The organism is Corynebacterium imitans (assembly GCF_000739455.1).
GTDB lineage: Bacteria > Actinomycetota > Actinomycetes > Mycobacteriales > Mycobacteriaceae > Corynebacterium > Corynebacterium imitans.
Genome location: NZ_CP009211.1, coordinates 2,154,385 through 2,176,316 on the forward strand (window position 1 = coordinate 2,154,385; position 21,932 = coordinate 2,176,316).

At 62.4% G+C, this 21,932-nt stretch carries 19 protein-coding genes; 8 read left to right on the plus strand and 11 right to left on the minus strand.

From position 1 onward, the window contains the following. Positions 1-116 precede the first annotated feature (116 nt). The 4 genes from ppk2 to groL all read right to left on the minus strand — a co-directional run bounded on the left by ppk2 (position 117) and on the right by groL (position 3,544). A complete protein-coding gene (gene ppk2, locus CIMIT_RS10140) occupies positions 117-1,016 on the minus strand; it encodes a polyphosphate kinase 2 (protein ID WP_038592494.1) in 900 nt (299 codons plus the stop codon). A 121-nt stretch (positions 1,017-1,137) separates the two neighbouring features. Further along, positions 1,138-1,266, minus strand: a complete 129-nt coding sequence (locus CIMIT_RS13050) for a hypothetical protein (RefSeq protein WP_268870437.1) — start codon at positions 1,264-1,266, stop codon at positions 1,138-1,140. A gap of 89 nt (positions 1,267-1,355) precedes the next feature. Continuing rightward, positions 1,356-1,511 (minus strand): hypothetical protein, encoded by a 156-nt coding sequence (locus tag CIMIT_RS12760; protein ID WP_157727819.1) that lies wholly within the window; start codon positions 1,509-1,511, stop codon positions 1,356-1,358. Between the two features lie 392 nt (positions 1,512-1,903). Next, on the minus strand, positions 1,904-3,544 hold the full coding sequence (groL, locus tag CIMIT_RS10145; RefSeq protein ID WP_038592497.1) for a chaperonin GroEL: 1,641 nt from the start codon (positions 3,542-3,544) through the stop codon (positions 1,904-1,906). A 216-nt stretch (positions 3,545-3,760) separates the two neighbouring features. Between groL and CIMIT_RS10150 the strand changes: the two genes are divergently transcribed. From CIMIT_RS10150 to CIMIT_RS10180, 7 genes are all read left to right on the plus strand, one after another. Then, entirely contained in the window at positions 3,761-5,098 is a 1,338-nt protein-coding gene (locus CIMIT_RS10150) for a dipeptidase (RefSeq protein WP_038592500.1), read from the plus strand. Between the two features lie 204 nt (positions 5,099-5,302). Beyond that, the gene (locus CIMIT_RS10155; RefSeq protein ID WP_051904949.1) at positions 5,303-8,317 is read left to right on the plus strand and encodes a Na+/H+ antiporter subunit A; all 3,015 of its coding nucleotides are present in this window, start codon (positions 5,303-5,305) and stop codon (positions 8,315-8,317) included. Next, positions 8,318-8,809 (plus strand): Na(+)/H(+) antiporter subunit C, encoded by a 492-nt coding sequence (locus tag CIMIT_RS10160; RefSeq protein ID WP_038592503.1) that lies wholly within the window; start codon positions 8,318-8,320, stop codon positions 8,807-8,809. Then, positions 8,799-10,646, plus strand: coding sequence for a Na+/H+ antiporter subunit D (locus CIMIT_RS10165; RefSeq protein WP_038592506.1), 1,848 nt, complete (start codon positions 8,799-8,801; stop codon positions 10,644-10,646). The genes CIMIT_RS10160 and CIMIT_RS10165 overlap by 11 nt, the downstream gene beginning before the upstream one ends. Continuing rightward, the gene (locus CIMIT_RS10170; RefSeq protein WP_038592509.1) at positions 10,647-11,168 is read left to right on the plus strand and encodes a Na+/H+ antiporter subunit E; all 522 of its coding nucleotides are present in this window, start codon (positions 10,647-10,649) and stop codon (positions 11,166-11,168) included. Between the two features lie 3 nt (positions 11,169-11,171). Further along, a complete protein-coding gene (locus tag CIMIT_RS10175; RefSeq protein ID WP_038592512.1) occupies positions 11,172-11,450 on the plus strand; it encodes a monovalent cation/H+ antiporter complex subunit F in 279 nt (92 codons plus the stop codon). Continuing rightward, entirely contained in the window at positions 11,447-11,848 is a 402-nt protein-coding gene (locus CIMIT_RS10180; protein WP_038592515.1) for a monovalent cation/H(+) antiporter subunit G, read from the plus strand. The genes CIMIT_RS10175 and CIMIT_RS10180 overlap by 4 nt, the downstream gene beginning before the upstream one ends. Here CIMIT_RS10180 and CIMIT_RS10185 read toward each other — a convergent pair. The 5 genes from CIMIT_RS10185 to CIMIT_RS13000 form a co-directional block, all read right to left on the minus strand. Continuing rightward, positions 11,845-12,981: a glutamate--cysteine ligase gene (locus CIMIT_RS10185; protein WP_038592520.1), complete on the minus strand. Its 1,137-nt coding sequence runs from the start codon at positions 12,979-12,981 to the stop codon at positions 11,845-11,847. The two genes, CIMIT_RS10180 and CIMIT_RS10185, sit on opposite strands and share 4 nt — an antisense overlap. Positions 12,982-13,050: 69 nt before the next feature. After that, positions 13,051-14,040, minus strand: a complete 990-nt coding sequence (locus CIMIT_RS10190; RefSeq protein WP_144311847.1) for a LytR C-terminal domain-containing protein — start codon at positions 14,038-14,040, stop codon at positions 13,051-13,053. A gap of 616 nt (positions 14,041-14,656) precedes the next feature. After that, on the minus strand, positions 14,657-15,163 hold the full coding sequence (locus CIMIT_RS10195) for a hypothetical protein (RefSeq protein WP_038592526.1): 507 nt from the start codon (positions 15,161-15,163) through the stop codon (positions 14,657-14,659). 410 nt (positions 15,164-15,573) lie between these two features. Continuing rightward, positions 15,574-18,423, minus strand: a complete 2,850-nt coding sequence (locus CIMIT_RS10200; protein ID WP_158407429.1) for a VWA domain-containing protein — start codon at positions 18,421-18,423, stop codon at positions 15,574-15,576. Continuing rightward, positions 18,420-18,818, minus strand: a complete 399-nt coding sequence (locus tag CIMIT_RS13000; protein ID WP_231910377.1) for an LPXTG cell wall anchor domain-containing protein — start codon at positions 18,816-18,818, stop codon at positions 18,420-18,422. Before CIMIT_RS13000 ends, CIMIT_RS10200 begins: the two co-directional genes overlap by 4 nt. Between CIMIT_RS13000 and CIMIT_RS13005 the strand changes: the two genes are divergently transcribed. Continuing rightward, positions 18,771-18,935 (plus strand): hypothetical protein, encoded by a 165-nt coding sequence (locus tag CIMIT_RS13005; RefSeq protein WP_231910388.1) that lies wholly within the window; start codon positions 18,771-18,773, stop codon positions 18,933-18,935. The two genes, CIMIT_RS13000 and CIMIT_RS13005, sit on opposite strands and share 48 nt — an antisense overlap. A gap of 367 nt (positions 18,936-19,302) precedes the next feature. Here the strand turns inward: CIMIT_RS13005 and CIMIT_RS10210 are convergent, their stop codons facing one another. Both CIMIT_RS10210 and CIMIT_RS10215 read right to left on the minus strand, forming a co-directional pair. Then, positions 19,303-20,214 (minus strand): class C sortase, encoded by a 912-nt coding sequence (locus CIMIT_RS10210; RefSeq protein WP_038592531.1) that lies wholly within the window; start codon positions 20,212-20,214, stop codon positions 19,303-19,305. 130 nt (positions 20,215-20,344) lie between these two features. Next, the gene (locus tag CIMIT_RS10215) at positions 20,345-21,880 is read right to left on the minus strand and encodes a SpaH/EbpB family LPXTG-anchored major pilin (RefSeq protein WP_038592534.1); all 1,536 of its coding nucleotides are present in this window, start codon (positions 21,878-21,880) and stop codon (positions 20,345-20,347) included. Positions 21,881-21,932: the final 52 nt, after the last annotated feature.

Consider the following 21,932-nt stretch of genomic DNA (forward strand, 5'->3'; position numbering starts at 1 on the left):
TCGAGAACCCTGCGATTTTTGGACGTGTTCGACAAGGCGGGTTCGACATCTAGCCCGCCCCAACGCGAAAACCCGGCTCCCCACGCGAGGGAACCGGGCTTTGCAGCGTTTGAAGGCTAGTCGCCGATCTGGTCGCGGCCGCGCTTGACGATCAGCGGGTCCGGCTCGCCAACCACATCGTGATCCTTGTTCGTGTACTCAAACTTGCTCAGGATGTAACGCATGGCGTTGAGGCGGGCACGCTTCTTGTCGTTGGACTTGATGGTGATCCACGGCGACTCGTCAGTGTCCGTGTAGCGGAACTGTTCCTCCTTGGCGCGAGTGTAGTCCTCCCACTTGTCCAGCGAGGCCAAGTCCATCGGCGACAGCTTCCACTGACGCACCGGGTCCACCTGGCGGATGGCGAAGCGGGTGCGCTGCTCCTTCTGGGTCACGGAGAACCAGAACTTGGTCAGCGAAATCCCGGAGCCCAGAATCATGTTCTCCAGCATCGGCACCTCGCGCAGGAACTCGGCGTGCTGCGACTCGGTGCAGAAGCCCATGACGCGCTCGACGCCAGAGCGGTTGTACCAGGAGCGGTCGAAGAACACGATCTCGCCAGCGGCCGGGAAGTGCTCGATGTAGCGCTGGAAGTACCAGGAGGTGGACTCGCGCGGGCTGGGCTTCTCCAGCGCGACGGTGCGGGCACCACGCGGGTTAAGGTGCTCGTTGAAGCGCTTGATGGTGCCGCCCTTACCTGCGGCGTCGCGGCCTTCGAAGATGATGATGTGACGCTGGCCCGTATCCTTGGTCCAGTTCTGCCACTTCAGCAGCTCGATCTGCAGCGCACGCTTTTCCTTCTCGTACTCGTCACGGGTCAGGCGCGCGTCGTAGGGGTAGTTCTCACGCCACGTCTGGATCGGAGTGCCGTCCGGCATCAGCAGCACCGGATCGTCTTCATCAGTGTCATCTACGACCCAGCCCTCAACCTCCGCGAGGTCGATCATCGGGAGTTCATCATCTTTGTGGTCAGCCATACTGTCGAGTTTACCGCCCACCCCCGGTTTTCGTTCAGTAACTGCGCAAGCGGGGCTAGTAAAGACCCCCGAAACGCGAAACAACCCCGCACAATGGCGGGGTTGGCGCAAGCGGCGTAGCTTATGCGACGAGGCTGAGCAGGTCGCCGAGGTTGCCAGCCAGGCCAGCGAGCTGCTTCAGAATGCCGAGCAGTGCGCCAGCGACGTGTGCGTCAGAGGACAGGAACGCCCAGTTTGCAAGTGCTTCCACGATAATCTCCTTGTGTGAGTGACCCGTCCGGGCCAAGTATTGATGTGCTTGAGTTGCGCACCATCACCCAACAGTGCGCAAGGAAACGACTACTTGGAGGTGTCGTTCGGGAGCTCCGTGGCCTTGTCGCCCAGGGAGCCGAGGCTGATGAACAGGTCCGGGATGCCACGGAACAGCTCAACGATGTTCTTGCCGAACTTGCTGAAGTCCTTCAGCATATCGACGATGGTAGAGAGGTCACCCATTGTTTTCCCCTTACGTGTAGGTGCCAGAATGTCTGGCTCGAGATTGACAGTGTCCTGACACCCTCTGTGGGGCATCACACGAAGTATTTTGCCACAGCTCCCAGCATCCGCAAGGGGTTCGCGGAAGGATTTTTCCCGCCTGAGAATTCCTTACCTGGGAGCCTCGTTCACACTTTGGCAACCTTCCTCCCAGCCTCCTGCACGACCTGCATTGTTATACAAGTGTTATGGTCCGCCTAAGTTAACGCGTCTTAAACTTCGGGCGAGGGGTGTAACGGGAGGGGGTAGGGCGTCGATAAGCACTAACTACCTTTAAGAAAACAGGCCCCCACTTCCGGGGGTGAAAAAGCCCCCCGCGGAGACATCCGCGGGGGGCTCGAAGCCGGACAGGCTTACATCATGCCCATGGCCTCCGGATCCATGCCAGCGCCTGCGGCACCAGCCGGCTCCGGCTTGTCAGCCACGACAGCCTCGGTGGTCAGGAACAGACCAGCGATGGACGCAGCGTTCTGCAGCGCGGAGCGGGTGACCTTAGCCGGGTCGTTGATGCCCTCAGCGACCATGTCGACGTACTCGCCGGTCGCCGCGTTCAGGCCCTGGCCTGCCGGGAGGTTAGCAACCTTGTCGGCAACCACGCCCGGCTCCAGGCCGGCGTTCAGCGCGATCTGCTTCAGCGGTGCGGAGAGCGCCTCGCGGACGATCTTCACGCCGGTGGCCTCGTCGCCGTCCAGGCCGAGGTCGCCCTCAAGCTCCTTGGCGGCCTGCAGGAGTGCCACGCCACCGCCGGCGACGATGCCCTCCTCCACAGCAGCCTTCGCGTTGCGCACGGCGTCCTCGATGCGCATCTTCTGCTCCTTGAGCTCCACCTCGGTGGCGGCACCGACCTTGATCACTGCCACGCCGCCGGCCAGCTTAGCCAGGCGCTCCTGCAGCTTCTCGCGGTCGTAGTCGGAGTCGGAGTGCTCGATCTCGGCGCGGATCTGCTTGACGCGGCCCTCGATCTGGGCCTGGTCGCCAGCGCCCTGGACGATGGTGGTCTCGTCCTTGGTAATAACGGCCTTGCGTGCCTGGCCGAGCAGCTCGACGCCAGCGGTCTCGAGCGAAAGCCCAACCTCCTCGGAGATGACCTGGCCGCCGGTAAGGATGGCCAGATCCTGCAGCATTGCCTTGCGTCGGTCACCGAAGCCCGGTGCCTTGACAGCCACGGACTTAAAGGTGCCGCGGATCTTGTTCACCACGAGGGTGGACAGCGCCTCGCCCTCAACGTCTTCGGCGATGATCAGCAGCGGCTTGCCGGACTGCATGACCTGCTCCAGGACCGGCACGAGCTCCTTGACGTTGGAGATCTTGGAGGAGACCAGCAGGATGTACGGGTCTTCCAGGACTGCCTCGCCGCGCTCCATGTCGGTGGCGAAGTAGGCGGAGATGAAGCCCTTGTCAAAGCGCATGCCCTCGGTGACCTCGAGGTCAACGCCGAAGGTGTTGGACTCCTCAACCGTGATGACGGAGTCCTTGTTTACAGAGCCGTTGCCGACTGCGTACATCGCCTCGGCGATCTTGGCACCAATCTCCGGGTCGGAGGCGGAGATGCCAGCGGTGGACGCGATCTGCTCCTGGGTCTCTACTTCCTTGGCGTTGTCCAGCACGTGCTTGGACACTGCCTCGGTCGCAGCCTGGATGCCGCGCTTAATACCCATCGGGTTGGAGCCAGCGGCAACGTTGCGCAGGCCCTCGCGCACGAGCGCCTGTGCGAGCACGGTTGCGGTGGTGGTGCCGTCGCCGGCGACGTCGTCCGTCTTCTTCGCAACTTCCTTGACCAGCTCGGCGCCGATCTTCTCGTACGGGTCCTCGAGCTCGATTTCCTTCGCGATGGTCACGCCATCGTTCGTAATAGTCGGTGCGCCCCAAGACTTCTCCAGGACGACGTTGCGCCCCTTCGGGCCAAGGGTGACCTTGACGGCGTCTGCCAGGGTGTTCAGGCCGGATTCGAGGCTGCGGCGTGCTTCCTCGTCGAATGCAATGGTCTTTGCCATGTGAGTTTGTTGCTCCTTATATATTGTGGAACGAGTACTCAATTCGTCGGTTCAAGCAGGCGCCCGCGACGGCACGGCTGCTGAGTGTGCAGCCTCACCCGCTTAGCACTTGGCGTCTCCGAGTGCTAGATCCCATTTTTAGCACTCACCCCCGTCGAGTGCAAGCACGCATTTGCTTATCGACGATCACGTGCCCCCACTGGTAGCGTCACCGACATGACTGACTTCACACCGGACCGCTCCCGCATCTTCTCCGACCTGGCCGCACTGGTCTCTTTCAACTCGCCCCACTCCACCCCAGAGCTGGCCGACGAGCACGAGGCCGCCTGCGCCTGGACCGTCGCCGCCTTAGAGAAGGCGGGCCTGAAGGTCACGCGCTACCCCACCGTGGACGACGCGGACACGGTCGTCGGCGTCAAGGAGCCGGTGGGCGACGCGCCCACCGTGCTGCTCTACTCCCACTACGACGTGGTTCCTGCGGGCGACCCGGCCGCGTGGACGAGCGACCCGTTCGAGCTGACCGAGCGCGACGGGCGCTGGTACGGCCGCGGCGCTGCCGACTGCAAGGGCAACCTGGCTATGCACCTCGAGGCGCTGCGCCTGCTCGAGCAAAACGGCGGCACGGACCTGGGCCTCAAGGTCGTCGTCGAGGGCTCCGAGGAGCTCGGCGGCGAGGACGGGCTGGTCAAGCTCATCGAGTCCGACCCGGAGATCTTCCGCGCCGACGTCATCCTCATCGCAGACTCCGGCAACGCCGCCGTCGGCGAGCCGACGCTGACCACCTCCCTGCGCGGCGGCGCCCAGATCAAGGTCACCGTGGAGACCCTCGAGGGCGCAATCCACTCCGGCAGCTTCGGCGGCGCGGCCCCGGACGCGGCGCACGCCCTGGTGCGCATCGCCGACTCGCTTTTCGACGAGCACGGGCGCACCACCATCGACGGCGTCGACACCACCACCAAGTGGTCCGGCGACGCGTACGAGCGCGACACCTTCCGCACCGACGCGGGCGTGCTCGACGGCGTGCAGCTGCTCGGCACCGTCGAGGACGAGCCCGCCGACATGTGCTGGGCCCGCCCCGCCGTGACCATGATCGGCTTTACCTCCACCCCGGTCGCCAAGGCGGTCAACGCGGTCAACCCGCGCGCCGAGGCCCAGTTCAACCTGCGCGTGCCCGCCGGCCAAAACGCCGCAGAGGTGGCGCAGAAGATGGTAGAGCACATCCACGCGCACACCCCGTGGGGCGCGAAGGTCGACGTGGAGGTCAGTGGCATTAATGAGCCTTTTGCTACTGATCCGGAGCGTCCAGGCGTCGCAAAGCTTGGCGAGTGCCTGCGCGAGGCCTACGGTGCCGAGACTCTGACGGTGGTCGGTTCCGGCGGCTCGATCCCGTTGACGATTACGCTGCAGGAACAGTTCCCGGAGGCCGAGATCGCGCTCTTCGGTGTCGAAGAGCCCGCCTGCGGCATCCACGGCGTGGACGAGTCGGTTGACCCCACGGAAATCGAGCGCATCGCGGTTGCCGAGGCGCGCTTCCTTCAGACCTACGGCAAATAGCAGCCAGTGGCGCACCTGTTACCTAATCGGTACAGTTGAGCCCATTGGCCGCGCCTATACATTTGACGCGCCCCTTCGCGAGCGAGCGGTGCCGAGCGCACTGCTCCAGGTGTAGTAGTTCAACGATCTTCTTACGCTGCTTTGCCGCAACGTTGGGCACGGCTTGAGAACTCGATCCGAACTGCCCAAGGAGGGGTCCGCCCTGTGCTCACACTGCTCGCCGCGCTGATCATCGCCACGGCCTGCGCTCCGCTTTTGATCCGCATCCTTGGGCGGCCAGCATTTGCACTTCTCGCTACAGTGCCCCTCGGCGGGTTTATCTGGGTGGTCAGCCTGTTCCAGCGCGGCGTGTTCGCAAACCAGGGTGAGATTGTCGCCCGGTATCCGTGGATGCCGTCGGTGAACATGAACCTGGACTTCCGGCTCGACGCACTGGCGGGCCTGTTCAGCCTGATCATCTTGGGTGTGGGCGCACTCGTCCTGTTGTACTGCTGGGGCTATTTCGACTCCAACCCGCGCCGGCTGGCCAAGTTCGGCGGCGAGCTGACCATGTTCGCCACCGTCATGTACGGGCTGGTCATCTCGGACAGCTTCCTGCTGATGTACGTGTTCTGGGAGCTGACCTCCATCCTGTCATACCTGCTCGTTTCCTATTACGGCGAGCGGGCGTCGTCACGCAGGGCGGCGATCCAGGCGCTGATGATCACCACCTTCGGCGGGCTGGCCATGCTGGTGGGCATCAACCTGCTCGGCTTCAACACCGGCATCTGGCGGCTCAGCCAAATCTCCCAGTTCGCGGACCTGGAGAACACCCCGGCGATCTCGGCGGCAATCGTCTTGATCATGCTCGGCGCCCTGACCAAGTCCGCGCAGGCCCCCTGGCACTTCTGGCTGCCCGGCGCGATGGCGGCCCCGACCCCGGTGTCGGCGTACCTGCACTCCGCCGCGATGGTCAAGGCCGGGATCTACCTGGTGGCGCGCCTGGCCCCGGATATGGCGGCGGTGAACACCTGGCACCTCGTGGTGATTACCACGGGCCTGTTCACCATGCTGCTGGGCGGCTGGATGGCGCTGAAGCAGCGCGACCTCAAGCTGATCCTGGCGTACGGCACCGTCTCCCAGCTGGGCTTCATCACCGCCGTGATCGGCGTGGGCTCGCGCGAGGCGACGATGGCTGGGCTGGCGATCACCTTTGCGCACTCCATGTTCAAGGCCACGCTGTTCATGATCGTCGGCGCGATCGACCACACCACCGGCACCCGTGACATCGGCGAGCTGTCCGGCCTGGCGCGCCGCGAGCCTTTCATCGCGGCGCTGGCAGTGGTCTCGGCGGCGTCGATGGCGGGTATCCCGCCGCTGTTTGGGTTCATCGCCAAGGAGGCTGCGCTCGAGGCGATCCTGCACGAGGAGTTGCTGCACGGCATGCCGGGGCACCTGACCCTGGTGGCGCTGGTGGTCGGCTCGATACTGACCATGGCGTACTCCCTGTACTTTTTGTGGGGCGCTTTTGCCACGAAGGAAGCGCACAAGGAGGAGGGGGTCTCGCCCGCGGTGGCACAGATGCACCACATCGGCCCGCGCCTGTCCCTATCCCCGGCGCTGCTGACGCTCGCCACTGTCACCTTCGGGCTGCTGCCCTCCTGGCTGTCAAACGCCATCAACAGCTACCTGGACGTGCGCTTCCCCACCGTGGAGGGCCACGACCTAAAACTCTGGCACGGCATCACCACGCCCTTGGTGCTCACTGTCGTCATCGTCACTGCCGGTGCAATTGTGTTCTGGCAGCGCAAACTGATCAAGCGCGCCGCTTTTCCCAAACCCGCGCTTGGCGACGCCGACGAGCTCTGGGACAACATCCTGCACGTGTTGCGCAACGCTTCGCTCAAGCTCACCGCTTCGACGCAGCGCGGCTCGCTGTCGATCAACCTGGCCGTCATCTTCGCCACGCTCATGGTTGTACCCCTCGGCGCGCTCATCCTGGGCGAGAGCAACGACATCCGCATGATCCTGTGGGATTCGCCGTGGCAGGGCATGGTGGTCTGCCTCATGTGCGCCATGGCCGTCTTCGCCACCATGCAGCGCAACCGCCTCTCCAGCGTGGTGATGGTGGGGCTAACCGGCTACTCCATGGCGTTCCTCTTCGCCCTCCACGGCGCACCAGACCTGGCGCTCACCCAGGCGCTGGTGGAGACCATCGTGATGGTGGTGTTCATGCTCGTGCTGCGCAAGATGCCTACCGAGGTGGAGCCGCGCACGGACGACAACCGGCTGCGCGCCTGGCTGTCCATCGCCACCGGCGTCTCCGTGGTCATCGTGGCGATGACGGCGATCTCCGCGCGCCAGGCCACTCCCATTTCCACCTACATGCCGGATCTGGCCTACGACATCGGGCACGGCCGCAACACCGTCAACGTGCTGCTGGTGGACCTCCGCGCCGCCGATACCTTCGGCGAGATCCTCGTGCTGGTCATCGCCGCGACCGGCGTGGCCAGCCTCATCTTCGGCACCGGCAAGTTCGGCCGTTCCTCGCGCCGCCCGACGCTGTCGACGAACAAGCCGCGCTGGCTCGCCTCGGGCGTTGACTCCGAGCGAGCACAGAACCGCTCCATCATGGTGGACGTGGTCACACGCATCTTCTTCCCGTCGATGATGCTGTTGTCCTTCTACTTCTTCTTCTCCGGCCATAACGCGCCCGGGGGCGGTTTCGCGGGCGGCCTGGTCGCCGCACTCGCGTTCACGCTGCGCTACCTGGCGGGCGGCCGCGCCGAAATTGAGGAGGCGCTGCCCGTCGACCCCGCGAAGCTTCTGGGCACCGGCATCCTGCTGTCCGCCATCTGCGTCGTCGTGCCGATGTTCTACGGCAACCCGCCGCTGATGTCCGACTACGCCACGGCCTCGCTGCCACTGATCGGCGAGTTCGACGTGCCCTCCGCGCTGCTTTTCGACGCGGGCGTGTACACCATCGTCCTCGGCCTGACCATGCACATCCTCGGCTCCATGGGCGCCTACCTCGACCGCGAAGAGGACACCCGCAAGCAGCGCGCCCGCGACCGCGCACGCCAGCTGCAAGCGAAGAACAAGCTGCGCCGCCGCCTGCAGGCCCGCCGCCGGGCGGCCCGCGCCTCCGACCGCGCTGCGGTCGGGTCGACAGGATCGAGTGCGGTGGGGGTCGACGCGGCGTCGAGAAGCAATGAGCCCAACACAGAAAGGAGCGAGTAGATGGAAGCGAACCTCTTTCTCTTGATCGGCTCCGGCGTGCTCATCGCATCCGGCGTCTACCTCATGCTTGATCGGGCGATGACCCGCATGATCATGGGCGTGCTGCTCATCGGCAACGGCGCGAACCTGTTGCTTCTGCAGTCCGGCGGGCAAGCCGGTTCCCCGCCAATCGTCGGGCGCGAGTCCACGCTTTTTGACCACAGCGCCGACCCGCTCGCGCAGGCGATGATCCTTACCGCCATCGTGATTTCCATGGCTATGAGCGCCTTCATGCTCGCGCTCGCGTACCGGCAGTACCGCTACCGCACCGACGACATCATCGAACGCGACGAGGAAGACCGCGCCATCGCAGCCCGGCCTTCGCTCCCCGCGGCCGCGCCCGACCACGACCGCTCGGACGACCCGGAGACCGGCCGGCCGAGCGAGACCGGCGATTCCTTCGGCCCCCACTCCTTTGAGACCCCGGTGAAGGAGGCGGACGATGAACGCTAGCCTCATCGAATTCGCCGACGCGGCGCTGAGCTCCATGCCGTACCTCATCGTCATGCCGCTGGTGCTGCCCGCCATCGCGGCGGCACTGATCCTGGTCACTGGCCGCCACGTGCAGGTGCAGCGCACGATCGCGTTTGTCACCCTGTTCGCGCTGGCGGTGATCGCGGGCGCGATGATCATCGTCGCCGACGTCCACGGCATCCAGACAGTGCAGATGGGCGGCTGGGATGCCCCGATCGGCATCACGCTCGTTGCCGACCGGCTGTCCACCATCATGCTGTTCGTCTCCGCGATCGTGCTGTTCGCCGTCATGTGGTACGGCATCTCGCAGGGGCTTCGCGACGGCGACGATGACGACCCGGTCGCCGTCTTCCTCCCCGTCTACATGCTGCTCTGCCTGGGCGTGAACCTGTCGTTTTTGGCTGGGGACCTGTTCAACCTCTACGTCGGCTTCGAGGTCTTCCTCGTCGCCTCCTACGTCCTGCTCACCCTCGGTGCATCCCCTGGGCGCGTGCGCAGCGGTATCGGCTACGTCATGGTCTCCATGGCCTCTTCCATGGTCTTCCTCTTCGCGCTCGCCCTGGTCTACGCCTCGGTGGGCACCGTGAACATGGCGCACGCCGGACTGCGCATGGAAGACATCCCGGAAGGCACCCGCGCCGCCATCTTCGCCACGCTGCTGGTGGCCTTCGGCATCAAGGCGGCTGTTTTCCCGCTGGATGCCTGGCTGCCGGACTCCTACCCCACTGCGGCCTCCCTGGTCACCGCCGTGTTCGCGGGCCTGTTGACCAAGGTGGGTGTGTACGCCATCATCCGCATGCGCTCCACCGTCTTTACCGACGGCTCGCTGGACACCCTGCTGATGTGGGTCGCGCTTTTGACCATGATCGTCGGCGTGATGGGCGCGCTCGCCCAAAACGACATCAAACGCCTGCTGTCCTTTACCCTGGTCTCGCACATCGGCTACATGATCTTCGGCATCGCGCTCGGCTCCATGGCGGGCCTGTCCGGCGCCATCTTCTACGCCGTTCACCACATTCTCGTGCAGACCTCGCTGTTTTTGGTTGTCGGTCTCATCGAGCGCCAGGCAGGCTCCGCGCAGCTGCGCCGACTCGGCTCCCTGCTGTACACCGCCCCGGTCATCGCGCTGCTCTACTTCATCCCGGCGCTCAACCTGGGTGGCATCCCGCCATTCTCCGGCTTCCTGGGCAAGGTCATGCTCATCCAGGCCGGCGCGGACGACGGCTCTTGGTTGGCGTGGGTCCTTATCGGCGGTGCCGTGGTCACTTCGCTGTTGACGCTCTACGCCATGATCCTCGTCTGGTCCAAGGGCTTCCTCCGCGACCGCGCCGACGCCCCCGAGGGCGACGTGGCCATGGCCCGGCCCGCCAACCTCGCGGAGCGCGGTGCCACGACCCAGTTCGCCGAGCGTGCCGACGTCGGCCGCGTACCCACCGGCATGTTTTTGTCCACCGCGCTGCTCGTCGCAGCGTCCGTCTCAATCACCTTTCTCGCCGGCCCGATCTCACACATCACCGACCGCGCCGCCGAATCCGCCCAGGACAACTCGATTTACCGCAGCGCCGTGCTGGACACCGTCCCCGGCATCGGCGTGGACGGGGAAGTCACCGAGCCGGAGAACCCGACGCGCCGCCCGGAGCGCTTTGCCACCCCGCAGGACGAGTACGGCCGCTCCGATGCGCTATACCGGCACCGCAATCAGCGAGACGGCACCACCAGTGAGCCCACCCAGGGCGTGAGCACCGAGACGGTGCCGACGCCGGTGCGTGCGAGTGAGGCGTCGACAAGCGCAAGCCCGTCCGGAGGTGAGCACTAAATGAGCCAGCTTTTCACCGGTATTAAGCACCGCTTCCGCCCCTGGTTCGTGGCATGGCTGACCGTGATGTGGATCCTGCTGATGGGCGAGCTGAGCTGGGGCAACTTCGCCGCAGGCCTTGGGCTCGGGCTCGCGGTTGTGCTGCTGTTGCCCCTGCCACGCATCCCCAACCACGGCTACCGCATCCACTGGGGCCGCCTCGTCCTCTTTATTTTCTCGTGGCTGCGCGATCTCGCGGTGGCCTCGATCAAGGTCAGCTGGCTGGCGCTGCGCCCTGCCGAGCCGCCGCGCAACGCGATCCTCAACGTGCCCATGCGCCTGAGCAGCGAGTTCGTCCTGTACTTGGCCACCTGCGCCTACAACTTGCAGCCCGGCGGCTCCGTCACGGATATCAACCTGGCCGACCGCGAGTGGACCATCCACGTCCTCGACGCCGACAACGAGCGAGCCATCGAACGCGAAATCGCCAACGTGGCCAAGCTCGAGCGCCAGATGATCGAGATCTTCGAAAGCAGGAGGTAACCCATGGATCCCACCGTGTACAACGTGTTCCTCGGCATCGCCGCGGTGCTCATCGCCGTCGGCTTCGCCCTGCTGACCTGGCGCGTCATCGTCGGCCCCGACTCGATGGACCGCGTACTGGGCAACGACGCGATCACCGCCTCACTCCAGTGCGCGCTGGCGCTCTACATCTGCTGGACGCTGGACACCACCGTAGTCAACGTGATGATGGTGATCGCCCTGCTCGGCTTCATCGCCTCCATTTCCGTTGCCCGCTTCCGCAAGAGGGATGGTTCACTATGAATTGGCACCTGCTTTTCGACGCCCTCTCGCTCCTGTTCATCCTCCCCGGTGCCTTCATGGTCTTCTCGGCCGCGGTGGGCACCGTCCGCTTCGGCTCCACCATGGCGCGCGTCCACGCGATTACGAAGCCGCAGACCACCGGCCTGCTGCTCATGTTCGTGGGCACCTTCATCCGACTGGTCAGCTCCCCCGATTTCTCCGTCCACCACCGCGGCGACTTAGGGATGCTCGTCCTTTTGGTGCTGTTCGCGCTGATGTCCAACCCGGTCACCGCGCAGCGCCTGGGCCGCGTCGCGCGCCGCGAGGGACTCTACGGCGGGCCGGGCCAACTCAGCCGCAACGATCGGCCCGCCGACTACCACCCCAAGCGCGTGGACCCGGAGGGGCCGAAGGACTAGCGCGGTGGTTGCAGCGCGAACATCTCGTCGCAGGTGGCGTCCACCACGCGCTTCCAGTCGCCGGTGGCCTGGTAGATCTTGCGCTGGCGCTGGTAGCCCGCGCCGCGATCCATGATCTCGCGGACGATCTCCATCTCTTCCACGCAGTCCAGCTCCTCGGCGATGGGGCGAAGCTCGTCCAACATGTCGTTCAGCTCGTCAGTCACCCAGCGCTCGTCGGTGTCCCGACTGGTGATCACGAGCGCGTCGATCCCGTAGCGCGCGCCGCGCCACTTGTTCTCCGCCACGTGCCAGGGCTGCAGCGTGGGCAGCTCCTCGCCGGCGTCGATCATGCGGTCGTAGTACACAACCAGACAGTGTGTGAGGGCGACGATGCCGGCGAGTTCGCGCAGGTTCGACGTGGCGTCGCTAATACGCACCTCGATGGTGCCCCACTTGGCGGCCGGGCGGACGTCGAAATGCATGCTGCCGGTGTGGCTGATCACGCCGGAGGTCTGCTGCTCGCGCATGAACTGCACCCATTCATCCCAGTCGCGGAACTGGTACGGCATGCCCGCGGTGGGAAGCTGTTGGTAGAGCATGGTGCGGTTCGACGCGTAGCCGGTGTCGATACCGTCCCAGCCCGGGCTGGAAGCGGAGATGACCAACAGGTGCGGGTACTTGGTCATGATCGCGTTAATAATCGGCCAGACGCGATCCTCGTGGCTGATGCCAACATGGCAGTGGATGCCCCACAACAGCATCTGCTGGCCCCAATACTGCGTGCGGTTAATGATCTCCTTGTAGGTGAGCTTCGGGCTTAGGGGTTGCTCACGAAAATCAGAAAACGGGTGGCCGCCGCCCGCCCACAGCTTCAGGCCCTGAGACTCGGCCGCGCTGCGGATCTTCTCCAGGTCCGTGCGCAGGGCGTCGACGGCCTCGCGCGTGTTTGTGCAGATGGGCGTGACCAGCTCGATCGTGTTTTGCAGGAACTCGCGCTCCAGGTGGGTTCCGGGATGTTCCCGCTCCACTTGCTCGATGACGCGCTCAGCGTGCGGCACCAGGTCGCGCGTGTCCGGGTCGACCACGCCGACCTCCCACTCCACGCCGAGCGTCGGCGCCGCGGATCGTGCAAAATCGCGATAAGGATCCATGCGCCCAAGTCTAGGTTGCCGGGCGCAAAACGCGGGAATTTGGTTTCACGTGCTGCTTAGTGGCTTTGCTTAGCCTGCGAGGACGACCGTGATGGCGTGGCGGTTCTGCAGCGCTTCCGACGGCAGCTGGGTGTCAGCACCCGGCAGGTCGTTCGTCGCACGCGGGGTACCGCCGACGCGCTGGGCAATATCCGCCGCAACCTGCTCCGCACCCGCGACCTGCGGGTTGTAGAAGACGAAGGTCTCCGGGAACACACCGAAGGTCTGCTCCGGCATATTCATCGCTGCAGCGTCCTGCGACTTATTCGCGACACTGTACTGACCGCCGAGCTTGCCCGCGGTCTGGTTCGCCAAATCCGGCACGCCCGAGTTGTTGTAGACGTACACCTGCGCATTCTGCGCCGTCAGATCCGGGGCCGCCGGGTTGGGCTGCGCTGGGTTGTCGGGGTTGTTGGCGTCTGGGTTCTCGGCGTTGTTCTCGCGGTCGGCGTCGGGGTTAGCTGCGTCGGGGTTGTTTTCGCGGTCGGCCGGATTCTGGGCGTCGGGCTTGTCGGCGGCGTTGTTGTCTGCGCCGTTAGCGGTCTGGTCGTTGGCGTTTGCATCGTTGTTTGCGCCAGGTGCATTGGAGTCGGCAGCACCCTTGTCCGCAGACTGCGAGGCCTGGGTTTCCTGCGCCGCGTTTTCGGAAGAGTCCTTGTTCTGCCCCAGCGCGAAGATGCCCCACAGCAGCAGGAGCAGGCCCACTGCCAGGAGGATCATTGCGAGTCCACGCTTCGGCAGCCGCGCCGCCGCGGGTGCTGCTGCGGCTGCGCCAGCGCCAGCCGCTACGGCAGTCGAACCCGCCCGCGCCTCGTCGGCGGAAACGTATCCGGCGCCCGCCTCTTCGACCGGCTCAGCCTCGACGTATTCGGGCTCATCGGCGTAATCCTCGTAGCCTTGGTAGTCCTCGTACGCCTCGTCCGGCTCGTCGGCGCGGCGGTGGGCGCCACGGTACTCGTCGCTCTCGCGCGGAAACTCGTCTCGTCCGCGATGTCCATCACCAGGGTTCACAGTATTCACATCCGCCACTCTAGACCCTCAAGTACCACTTGAGGGAATAATCGTCCCTGACACGCCGGAAGTTGGCGTCGATCTTGGCCATGCGGGGCCGCAGGGTGCCTTCCACGTCCTGAGACGGTTGACTGCGGAGCGCTTCTGACAGACAGTTCCAAATGGAGCTAGCTCCATTTAGAGAATCCGTCAACACGCGACCAGGTGTTTTCCCAACGCCGTAGACCCAAATGGCGCTAGCTCCATTTAGGAAAGTTGCCAACCCGCGACCTGGCGTTTTACGACCACCGCAGGTCCAAATGGAGCTAGCTCCGTTTAGGAAGACCGCCGACACACGACCTGGCATTTTACGACCACCGCAGGTCCAAATGGAGCTAGCTCCATTTAGACGCCAATCACTTGTCAGATGCGAGCTTTTGGTACCAACGTCCGGATAGGTGAGGACTAGTTAACGCCAGGTGGCGCTACTCCATCCAAGCTGTACGGATAGCGGCAATCAGAACTCTCAGCACGGGGACTTCCCCACCAACCCCGAAAGGCAGACAGGCAGCTGGCCGGTCCCCCAGGCCCCAAACTTCCGCCCCTGCGGAATCAGCAACAGCAGGAAACACGCCGACGCACGCACCTACGCCGTCGAGCGAGGGCCCTCCAGCAGACGATCCCTGACCGCCTGCTGCACGCGGGCATCTCCCAGCATGTAGGCGTCAGCGAGCGCTTGCATCTCACTCAAGTTCTTCTGGCGAATCAGGAACCCGTATTCTGCAAGCTCTTCAGAAATTTCGGTCACACCAGCCTTGTAAAGAGCCTCAAGACTTTCCACTTGGAACAGCTCTCGGCCTCCCGCAACGATTCCGAGGTTGCTGGAGCCTATAAGGCTCAAACCAGCAAACGCCATATTTCCCCGGTCAAAGTCAGAGTCCGTGGAATACACGAGTCCGTCCCCAAGGAAGGCAACCTCAGCACCGAACATTTCCTTGAATTCTTCCGAAATGAATCGTGAAAGTGCCTGGGCAAGCATAAGACTCAAGGTTCCAGCTGAATCGAGTTCGACGAGGCCCTGGTCGACAGCTCGTCTCACAGCGCTGAGATCTGCTCTGAACCCGCTAGCGATCTGCTCGACAGAAACTCTCATCAGCCTCACCTCCCTTTTCACTCACCAAACGATCTTGCGTAGATCATATACACTCCGCAGCGGCATTTTTGTTACCCTGCTGAGTCAACGAGGATTACTTTCATTCCGGCCCCCGATCTTGTTCAGATGGCTGACGATGGTGAGCGCGTTTCGTACGTACGGCCGCATCCTCGCGCCTACTGAATCCATCTGCACCGTACGCTTTAATGCATGAAGTCCGGGCGCATCGCCTCGCTGCAGAAGCCAATCAGTTGGCGGATCTGGTCGCTGCCGTAGTAGCACTAGCCTGCAGACGACTCGGTGTTTTGCGCCATCTACCCGTGCCCGTCACAGCAGTGCGGTGACCACGACCAGAGGCCGGGCCACCACCCTTACAGAGCTTCGCGACAGCGCAACTCAACCGCTAAAGGCTAGATGCGTACTCTCCGACCGGTAAGCGCGGCTGCGACAGTCAAGAAACCGCCAAGCAGCACCAATCCCCCGAGCCCTCGGCCGCCTGTGACCGGAAGATCGCCCTTACGAATATCAGCCACCTGCATGATGGAGTGGTTCTCGTCCTTTTCATCGATGCGAATTGAGACCTCTGGGTACTGCTCTGCACCGCCTTCAAGCTCGATGGTGGGCTTACCATCGTCAGCCGATTCGATAGAGAAGACCACCGGACGGGTCAGCAACTGATAGCCCTGAGGAGACTTCGTCTCCACGAGCTCGTATTTCGCTCCCACCTGAAGATCCTCGACACGCAGATCGGTGCCTTTGAGAATCTTTACTAACTCTTGCGTCCCGTCCGCATTCACCCTATTGAGGGTGAACTCCGCTCCTTCGAGCGCCTGCTCCTTATTGTCGAACCCAACCTTTTCTACGGAAAGATCAATTTTCACTGTTACCGTCTCGTTTGCGATAGTGCAGTTCACGATACCGCGGAAAGGCACGTCCACGCCGAAGCCAGGTTTGGTGGGGTCATCGTTAACGTTGCGGACATCTGCAGAGGAGCTAGTCCACGTTCCAATCGCAGCGTCGAACACGTTCTTTGTACACACTGCGTTCTTCTCGCCAACGGGACGCAACTTATAGCCGGCCTGCTGGTGTTCAACCACGGTAACCTTTTGGCCCTTGCCGTCCGACTGGTCAAATGAACGCCCGTAGCTTCCGTCTTCCCCGGTCACGTCAGTGACACTGGATTCGCGGCCACTACTATCGTCACCGTCGACGATGTCTTTCTCCCCGTTGTCAACGGAGGTATCGAACGTCCAGCCCTCGCCTGGGGTTGAGGTATCGCCGTCGTCATACACGAGCTTGGTCACATTAATCGAACCAAAACAGTCCTTGAGCACGAGGTCACTGAGCTCTTTCACCAAGTCGTCAAAGTTCGCAACGGTGGTGACGGCGTCTTCACTGGAAATGTCCGCACCGATGGACTTCGTGTTTCGCACAGCCGCGCGCCAGATCTCCGGTTGGTTCGTGATGTCATACTGCGTGGTGGTGCTATCGTCCGGGGTGTCCCACATCAGTACCTCGCCACCCGTGACGATCTCGCGGACAAAGTCCGCCTCACCGTAGTAGCTAGGATAACCGTAACCGTCTAGGTACGGCCACGGCTTTTCAATTCCTTCCGGTGCTTCGGGTGTCTTCGGCGTCTTCTGTTTCTGGACGGTTCCTAGTCCGAAGTAATCGTCCTTGAGGATATGCTCGTTGACCGGTTCAAAACCAACCATGACAGTCTCGATCCGGGTGCCCGATTCCTTCAGTCGATTAGCTTCGTTCACCGCGGCCGACAAGTCACTTTGGTTGATCAGAGTACCGATATCGAAACCGAGGGGATAATCCCGCTTACTTGTCGTGGGCAGGCCATCGGAGATGAAATACACCACGTCAAACTCGCCGGGTGGTACCTGATTCAGGCCGGCCTCGTAGTTGGTGCCGCCGCGGCCGTTACGGGTGAACGGCTCGGCGATAGCGTTGACGGCATCGCGCAGCTTCTGGACGTCGTCCTCGTTGTTAAGGCTCAGTGTGTCCGTCGACATACCCGGGATAGATTTAGGTGCCGAAGCGAAGTTGTAAATCGCCATCTGGCTGCCGGTCCCCTGCAGCGCGTTGATGACCCCAAGGCCAGCGTCTCGACTAGCAAAGACACCACGGCCTTGTTCCCTAGCAATGGAGTCGGATGTGTCGAAGACAAGCGCGATCTTGCCGCCGCAGCGTTGTGGCAGCGGCGGGTTTGGGGAAGAAGCAGGAAGCCAGTCCAGCAGCTGCTCGCGCGGCGTCTCTGGCGCATTGACATCGATCTTTTCCGCATCGCGGTTGAACCACTCGGGCCCTTGGTGCCACAACGTCATCTGACATCCGGACGGAGTGGTGTTCAAGGGGATGCGTGCCTCTACGTCGTAAGATACGACACTCGGATCGGCCCGCTTGTGGTCTTCGTTGAGCTTGAAATAGACGCTGTCCCCACTCACCGTAATCGTGTAGTCAATGTCCTTCTTCAGCTCGGTCCAACCCGCTTGAGTGGAGCCGAACCGCAACTGCAGGCGTGGATCAGCGGTATTAATTGCGTTGGCGAGGTCAAAGACGCCATCAACCTTTACCTCTACAACTCCGACGCTCTTGCCACCAAACTTTCGGGTGCCTTGCTTATTATCCCACCAAGTTTTCGAAAAGAGAAGGCCATTGTCGGTCTGGCACTTGTCATATTCCCTGTCATTTCCGAGGGGGCGGAAGTTCTTCGCCTCCGTGGGATTACCCTCTTCTGGCGGCTCCGGGGGTGCCAGCTCAGTTCCCTCCATGGTGGCGGTCATACTCGACAGCTTCGGGGCCTTGGCCTGACCTGCCCTCCACTGGACCACGATGGGGGTCCCAGGCTGCACCTCTACTCCGTCAGGCAAGCTGACGGTCAGGGTTTTCTGCGTCGCCGAAATCGACGATACTGGATAAGACTTCCCGTTGATGGTCAGCCTCCGATCTCCGGTATCAGTTCTGCTGGCGAACTTCTCCGTGGTATTTATAGTCAGGCGCGTCATCGACATCGCCTCGGTTGCCCCCAAATGAACCGAGAAAACATTGCTGTATTCGGAGTTTACGCTGTTGATCGTTACTGGGGCTTGGACAGTGGTTTGAGCCTCGGCTGCTGGAGTCGACAGCGTGGAGCTACCGTTCTCTACCGCAAAAGGGGCGGCGCCAAGAACTAGCATGAGCGTAAAGGCTGCCGCTACGCTCTTACGGGCGACGCTGCGCAACATCTTCATCGTTTCCATTCTCTTCATCGCTGTTCACCTTTGTTATTCCTGCGCATCACGTAGCCTCCCAGGAGCAGTAGCAGCGCTCCCACCGCAACGATTCCTAGGACCGACGCACCGGTCTGCGCCAACTGGCGGAGTGTCGACTTACCTGGCTGGTCGGAAGAGGGCCCGGTCACCGGGCTCGTGGTACTCCCGGGAGTGCCCGTAATAGAGGTCAGGGGACGATCCTGAGTGGACGTCGAGGTGGTCGTCGGCCCCGGAGCGGGAGTATCTGTAGGCGTTGTAGTGGGCGTTGGCCTGGGATCGGGAATATCGGTGGGGGGTGGGACATCGCTGGGACCGTCCTCAGGCTTGGCCTTCACGTTTAGTTCGTGAAGCCAGCTACCGTCCTCATCGGTCGCCGGGAGGATGATGAGCATCGGGCGGATATCCTCGTGCTTCTCGCCCGCGCGCGCGGGCGGTTCAACCTCTATCAAGTAGGCCCCAGCGGGAAGACCATCGAAACGAACCTTGCCCTGTTCGTCGCTGACGCGTGAGAACGCTGGGTTGGTGAAACCTCGGTCCCGGGCTTCGTCCAAGGTCAAGTGGAGAGCGCTGTCGTAGCCTTCGCGGCTCCGAATGTCAATGCCAGCGACCCGTTTGAGGCTGAAAGTGTAACCGCTCAGAGAGCCCGGTGGAAGCTCCCCCGCAGGCACCTCGTCGAAAGGGTTTCCTTTCGGCAGGGTGATAGTCAGGCTGTTGGGCGCGTCCCCGATCGTTGACGGATCTACGTGGACGGAGGCACCCGCGTATCCCGAGATCACCTTGGCATCGGCTGCCACTGGCGTAGATACCGCCAGGATTCCTCCGAGGCACAGGGCCGCCGCTGCGCGGGAAAAACTATGCAAGCTAAACATCTACAATCTATTCCTCAACCAAAGATGACGGGTGGTGAGTCTCTTTGTATTTACGCGTGGTCTTCACAATCCACAGGGCAAGCAGTACGGCGATGAGCAGCGCGGCGGCCATCAACGCCCACATCCACCAGGACCAGTGGAGCTTGCTGGGAGCGAAGGCTTCGGCGGCCTCTTCATCGAAGGGCACTCGGTCGGCCGTCACCAACAGTCGATGCGAGTTAACCCCGTAAGGCGTGCAGGTGATCAACGTGAGCTGATCCTTGTCGGGTGTGGGACGCAAACCGCTTGTCTCGTGCGGAAGCACCACCTGAATGTCCGTAACCTCGTACTTCATCTTCTGCCCGGAGACGCCCATGTATATCGGGTCACCCTTCTCCACGTCGGGGAGGTGGTCGAAGAGTGTGGCGTTCGTCAAGCCAGTGTGGGCTGTGAGGACCGCATGGCTGCCTTCTCCTCCCACTGGTAGGTCGGAGCCGTAGAGGTGCCCGACTCCCTTCTGCAGAACCGCTTCGCTCGTCCCGTGGTAGACAGGTAAGTCGATGTTCGCGCTGGGCACGACGAGGCGTGCCATTACCTCGTGGGTGTCTAGTTCGGAAAGGTACGCCTGGTAGTCAGCGTTATCTTCGGAAATTCGGGCTAGCCAAGGGTCCAAGATGGGCCCGGCCGTGCGAAACCTGTTGTACTCCTGCGCCGAGGCGAGTTTCTGGCTGATTTCCCCCTGATCGGCCGCATCCAAGTCCTTGGTATAGGAGTCAGCAACGCGCATTTGTTCCCAATTATTCAGTTGTGTAACTACCACTGGGTAGAGCAACGCGAAGATGGCGCACAACGATAAGACGACTGTAGGAAGGAGCTTCTTCGGAAGCGACTTCGACGCGCCTTTCGGCCCCGCGGCGGACGCGGTATCTTGCAGAACCATTTTCGTACCTTGCTGGACGCAGCGCGCCCTATCCGGTGGTTGTTGAAAACTAGGGTGAGTCCCGCGCCCTCCCCGTAGAGAGGGCGCGGGCTAACTGACTGAGGTCAATGCGCTCAGTCTGGCTGGGACCTTAAGCCTCAGCGTTGGCGCGGCGGGCGGTCCAAGCCGCCAGGCCAGCAATCAAGGCACCGAGTGCCGCCAAGAGTCCGATACCCATGCCACCGGTGAGCGGCAGCTTCGGCATCTCGGAGCGCTTGTTCTCAATCTTCGCGTCGTACTGAACAGGGGTGGCGGTGTTCAGCTTCTCGTCGTCAGATGCGAGCTTGAAGGAGTGAACCTCGTTGGTAGCGACGAAGCCCTTTGGAGCCTTGGTCTCCACCAGGCAGTAGGACTTGTCGATCTTCTTGGAGTCATCCTCGACGTCGGTGACGTGAATGCCGTCGATGATGACGGTGCCGTCGTCGCCGGTGGTCCAGGTCGACTTGCCACCGATGGTGATCTTGTTATCTACGTCGAGCTGATCCTTCTTGTTTTCAGTGCCAGTACAGCGGTAAAGCTCGAACTCAGCACCCTTCAGCTTGGTTTCTTTACCCTCTTCCGTCTTGACCACGTTGACCAGACCCCAGTAGGTCTTGACCTCGTTCGACGTGGTCTCGGTCTCGTTATCCTGGCCCGGGTAGTTAATGAACTGCTTCGCCTCGTTCACGGCGATACCGTCGGTGCCGGTAATTGCTTTCACCTTGGCGTCGATGGTCAGATTGACGGTCTTCCCTGCGCCAACACCAGCGAGCTTAGTCAGACCACCCTCGGTGAACTTCACCTCGACAGTGCCCGCCTCCTGGTCGATGGTAAGGGTGTAGTCAGTATTTTCGACGATGTCGGTGCCGTCGGACAGCGCAACCTGGGCGCGGATGTTCTCGAGGTTCTCGGTGTCCAGCTGGTCGGTGATGCGGAAGGACTTGAGCGTCTCGCCCTTCGGGATCACCGGGATGCTGCCCTTCACCAGGTACTGAATGTCATCGCCAACATTCTTATCGGCGTCCTTGACTTCCTTCGTGATGCCGGAAGTGGTGTTCTTGGGCTGAACGGTGACGTTGTAGTTCCAGCCGTCACGTTCTGCGTTGGTGTACGGCAGGGATACGATGAACGGGGTGGAGGGGGCGACCTCCGAGGCCTCGTAGGTCTTTTTGGTAACGGTGTCGGTGACCTTGTCGGTGATCGTCTCAGTGAACAGCCAAATGCCCTGAACCAGACCATCGTTCTTATCCAGCACCAGCTTGCCTTCCGCGCCGGTGGTGCCAGTCACAGTCGTCTGGGTCGCGGTAGCACCAAGCGCCTCGTAGTTCGAGGCCGTGAGCTTGCCCAGATCTTCCGGCTTGACGTTGTCAACGTTAAGCAAAGTACCGGTGAAGGTAGCACCTTCCAGGGGGTTACCAGTGACGTTCGGATCAGCCACGCCAGTGCCCGGGCCGCCGATGGAGGTCGGGTTGAGGCGCTTATCGATGGTCAGCGTGACATCGGCATTGTCATCAATGACAGGGCTGCTAGCGGCGGTCTCCTGCGCAACAGCGAACGGAGCTTGAGCCACACCAATGCTCCCCACCGACAGGGCCAGACCGAGGATGGCCGCAGCACCAGTGGAGCGAACGAGTGCAGAATTCTTCATGAGCGAATAGCCTTTCTTGAATCTAACACCCGGTTGGCAGAAGGCCCCTACA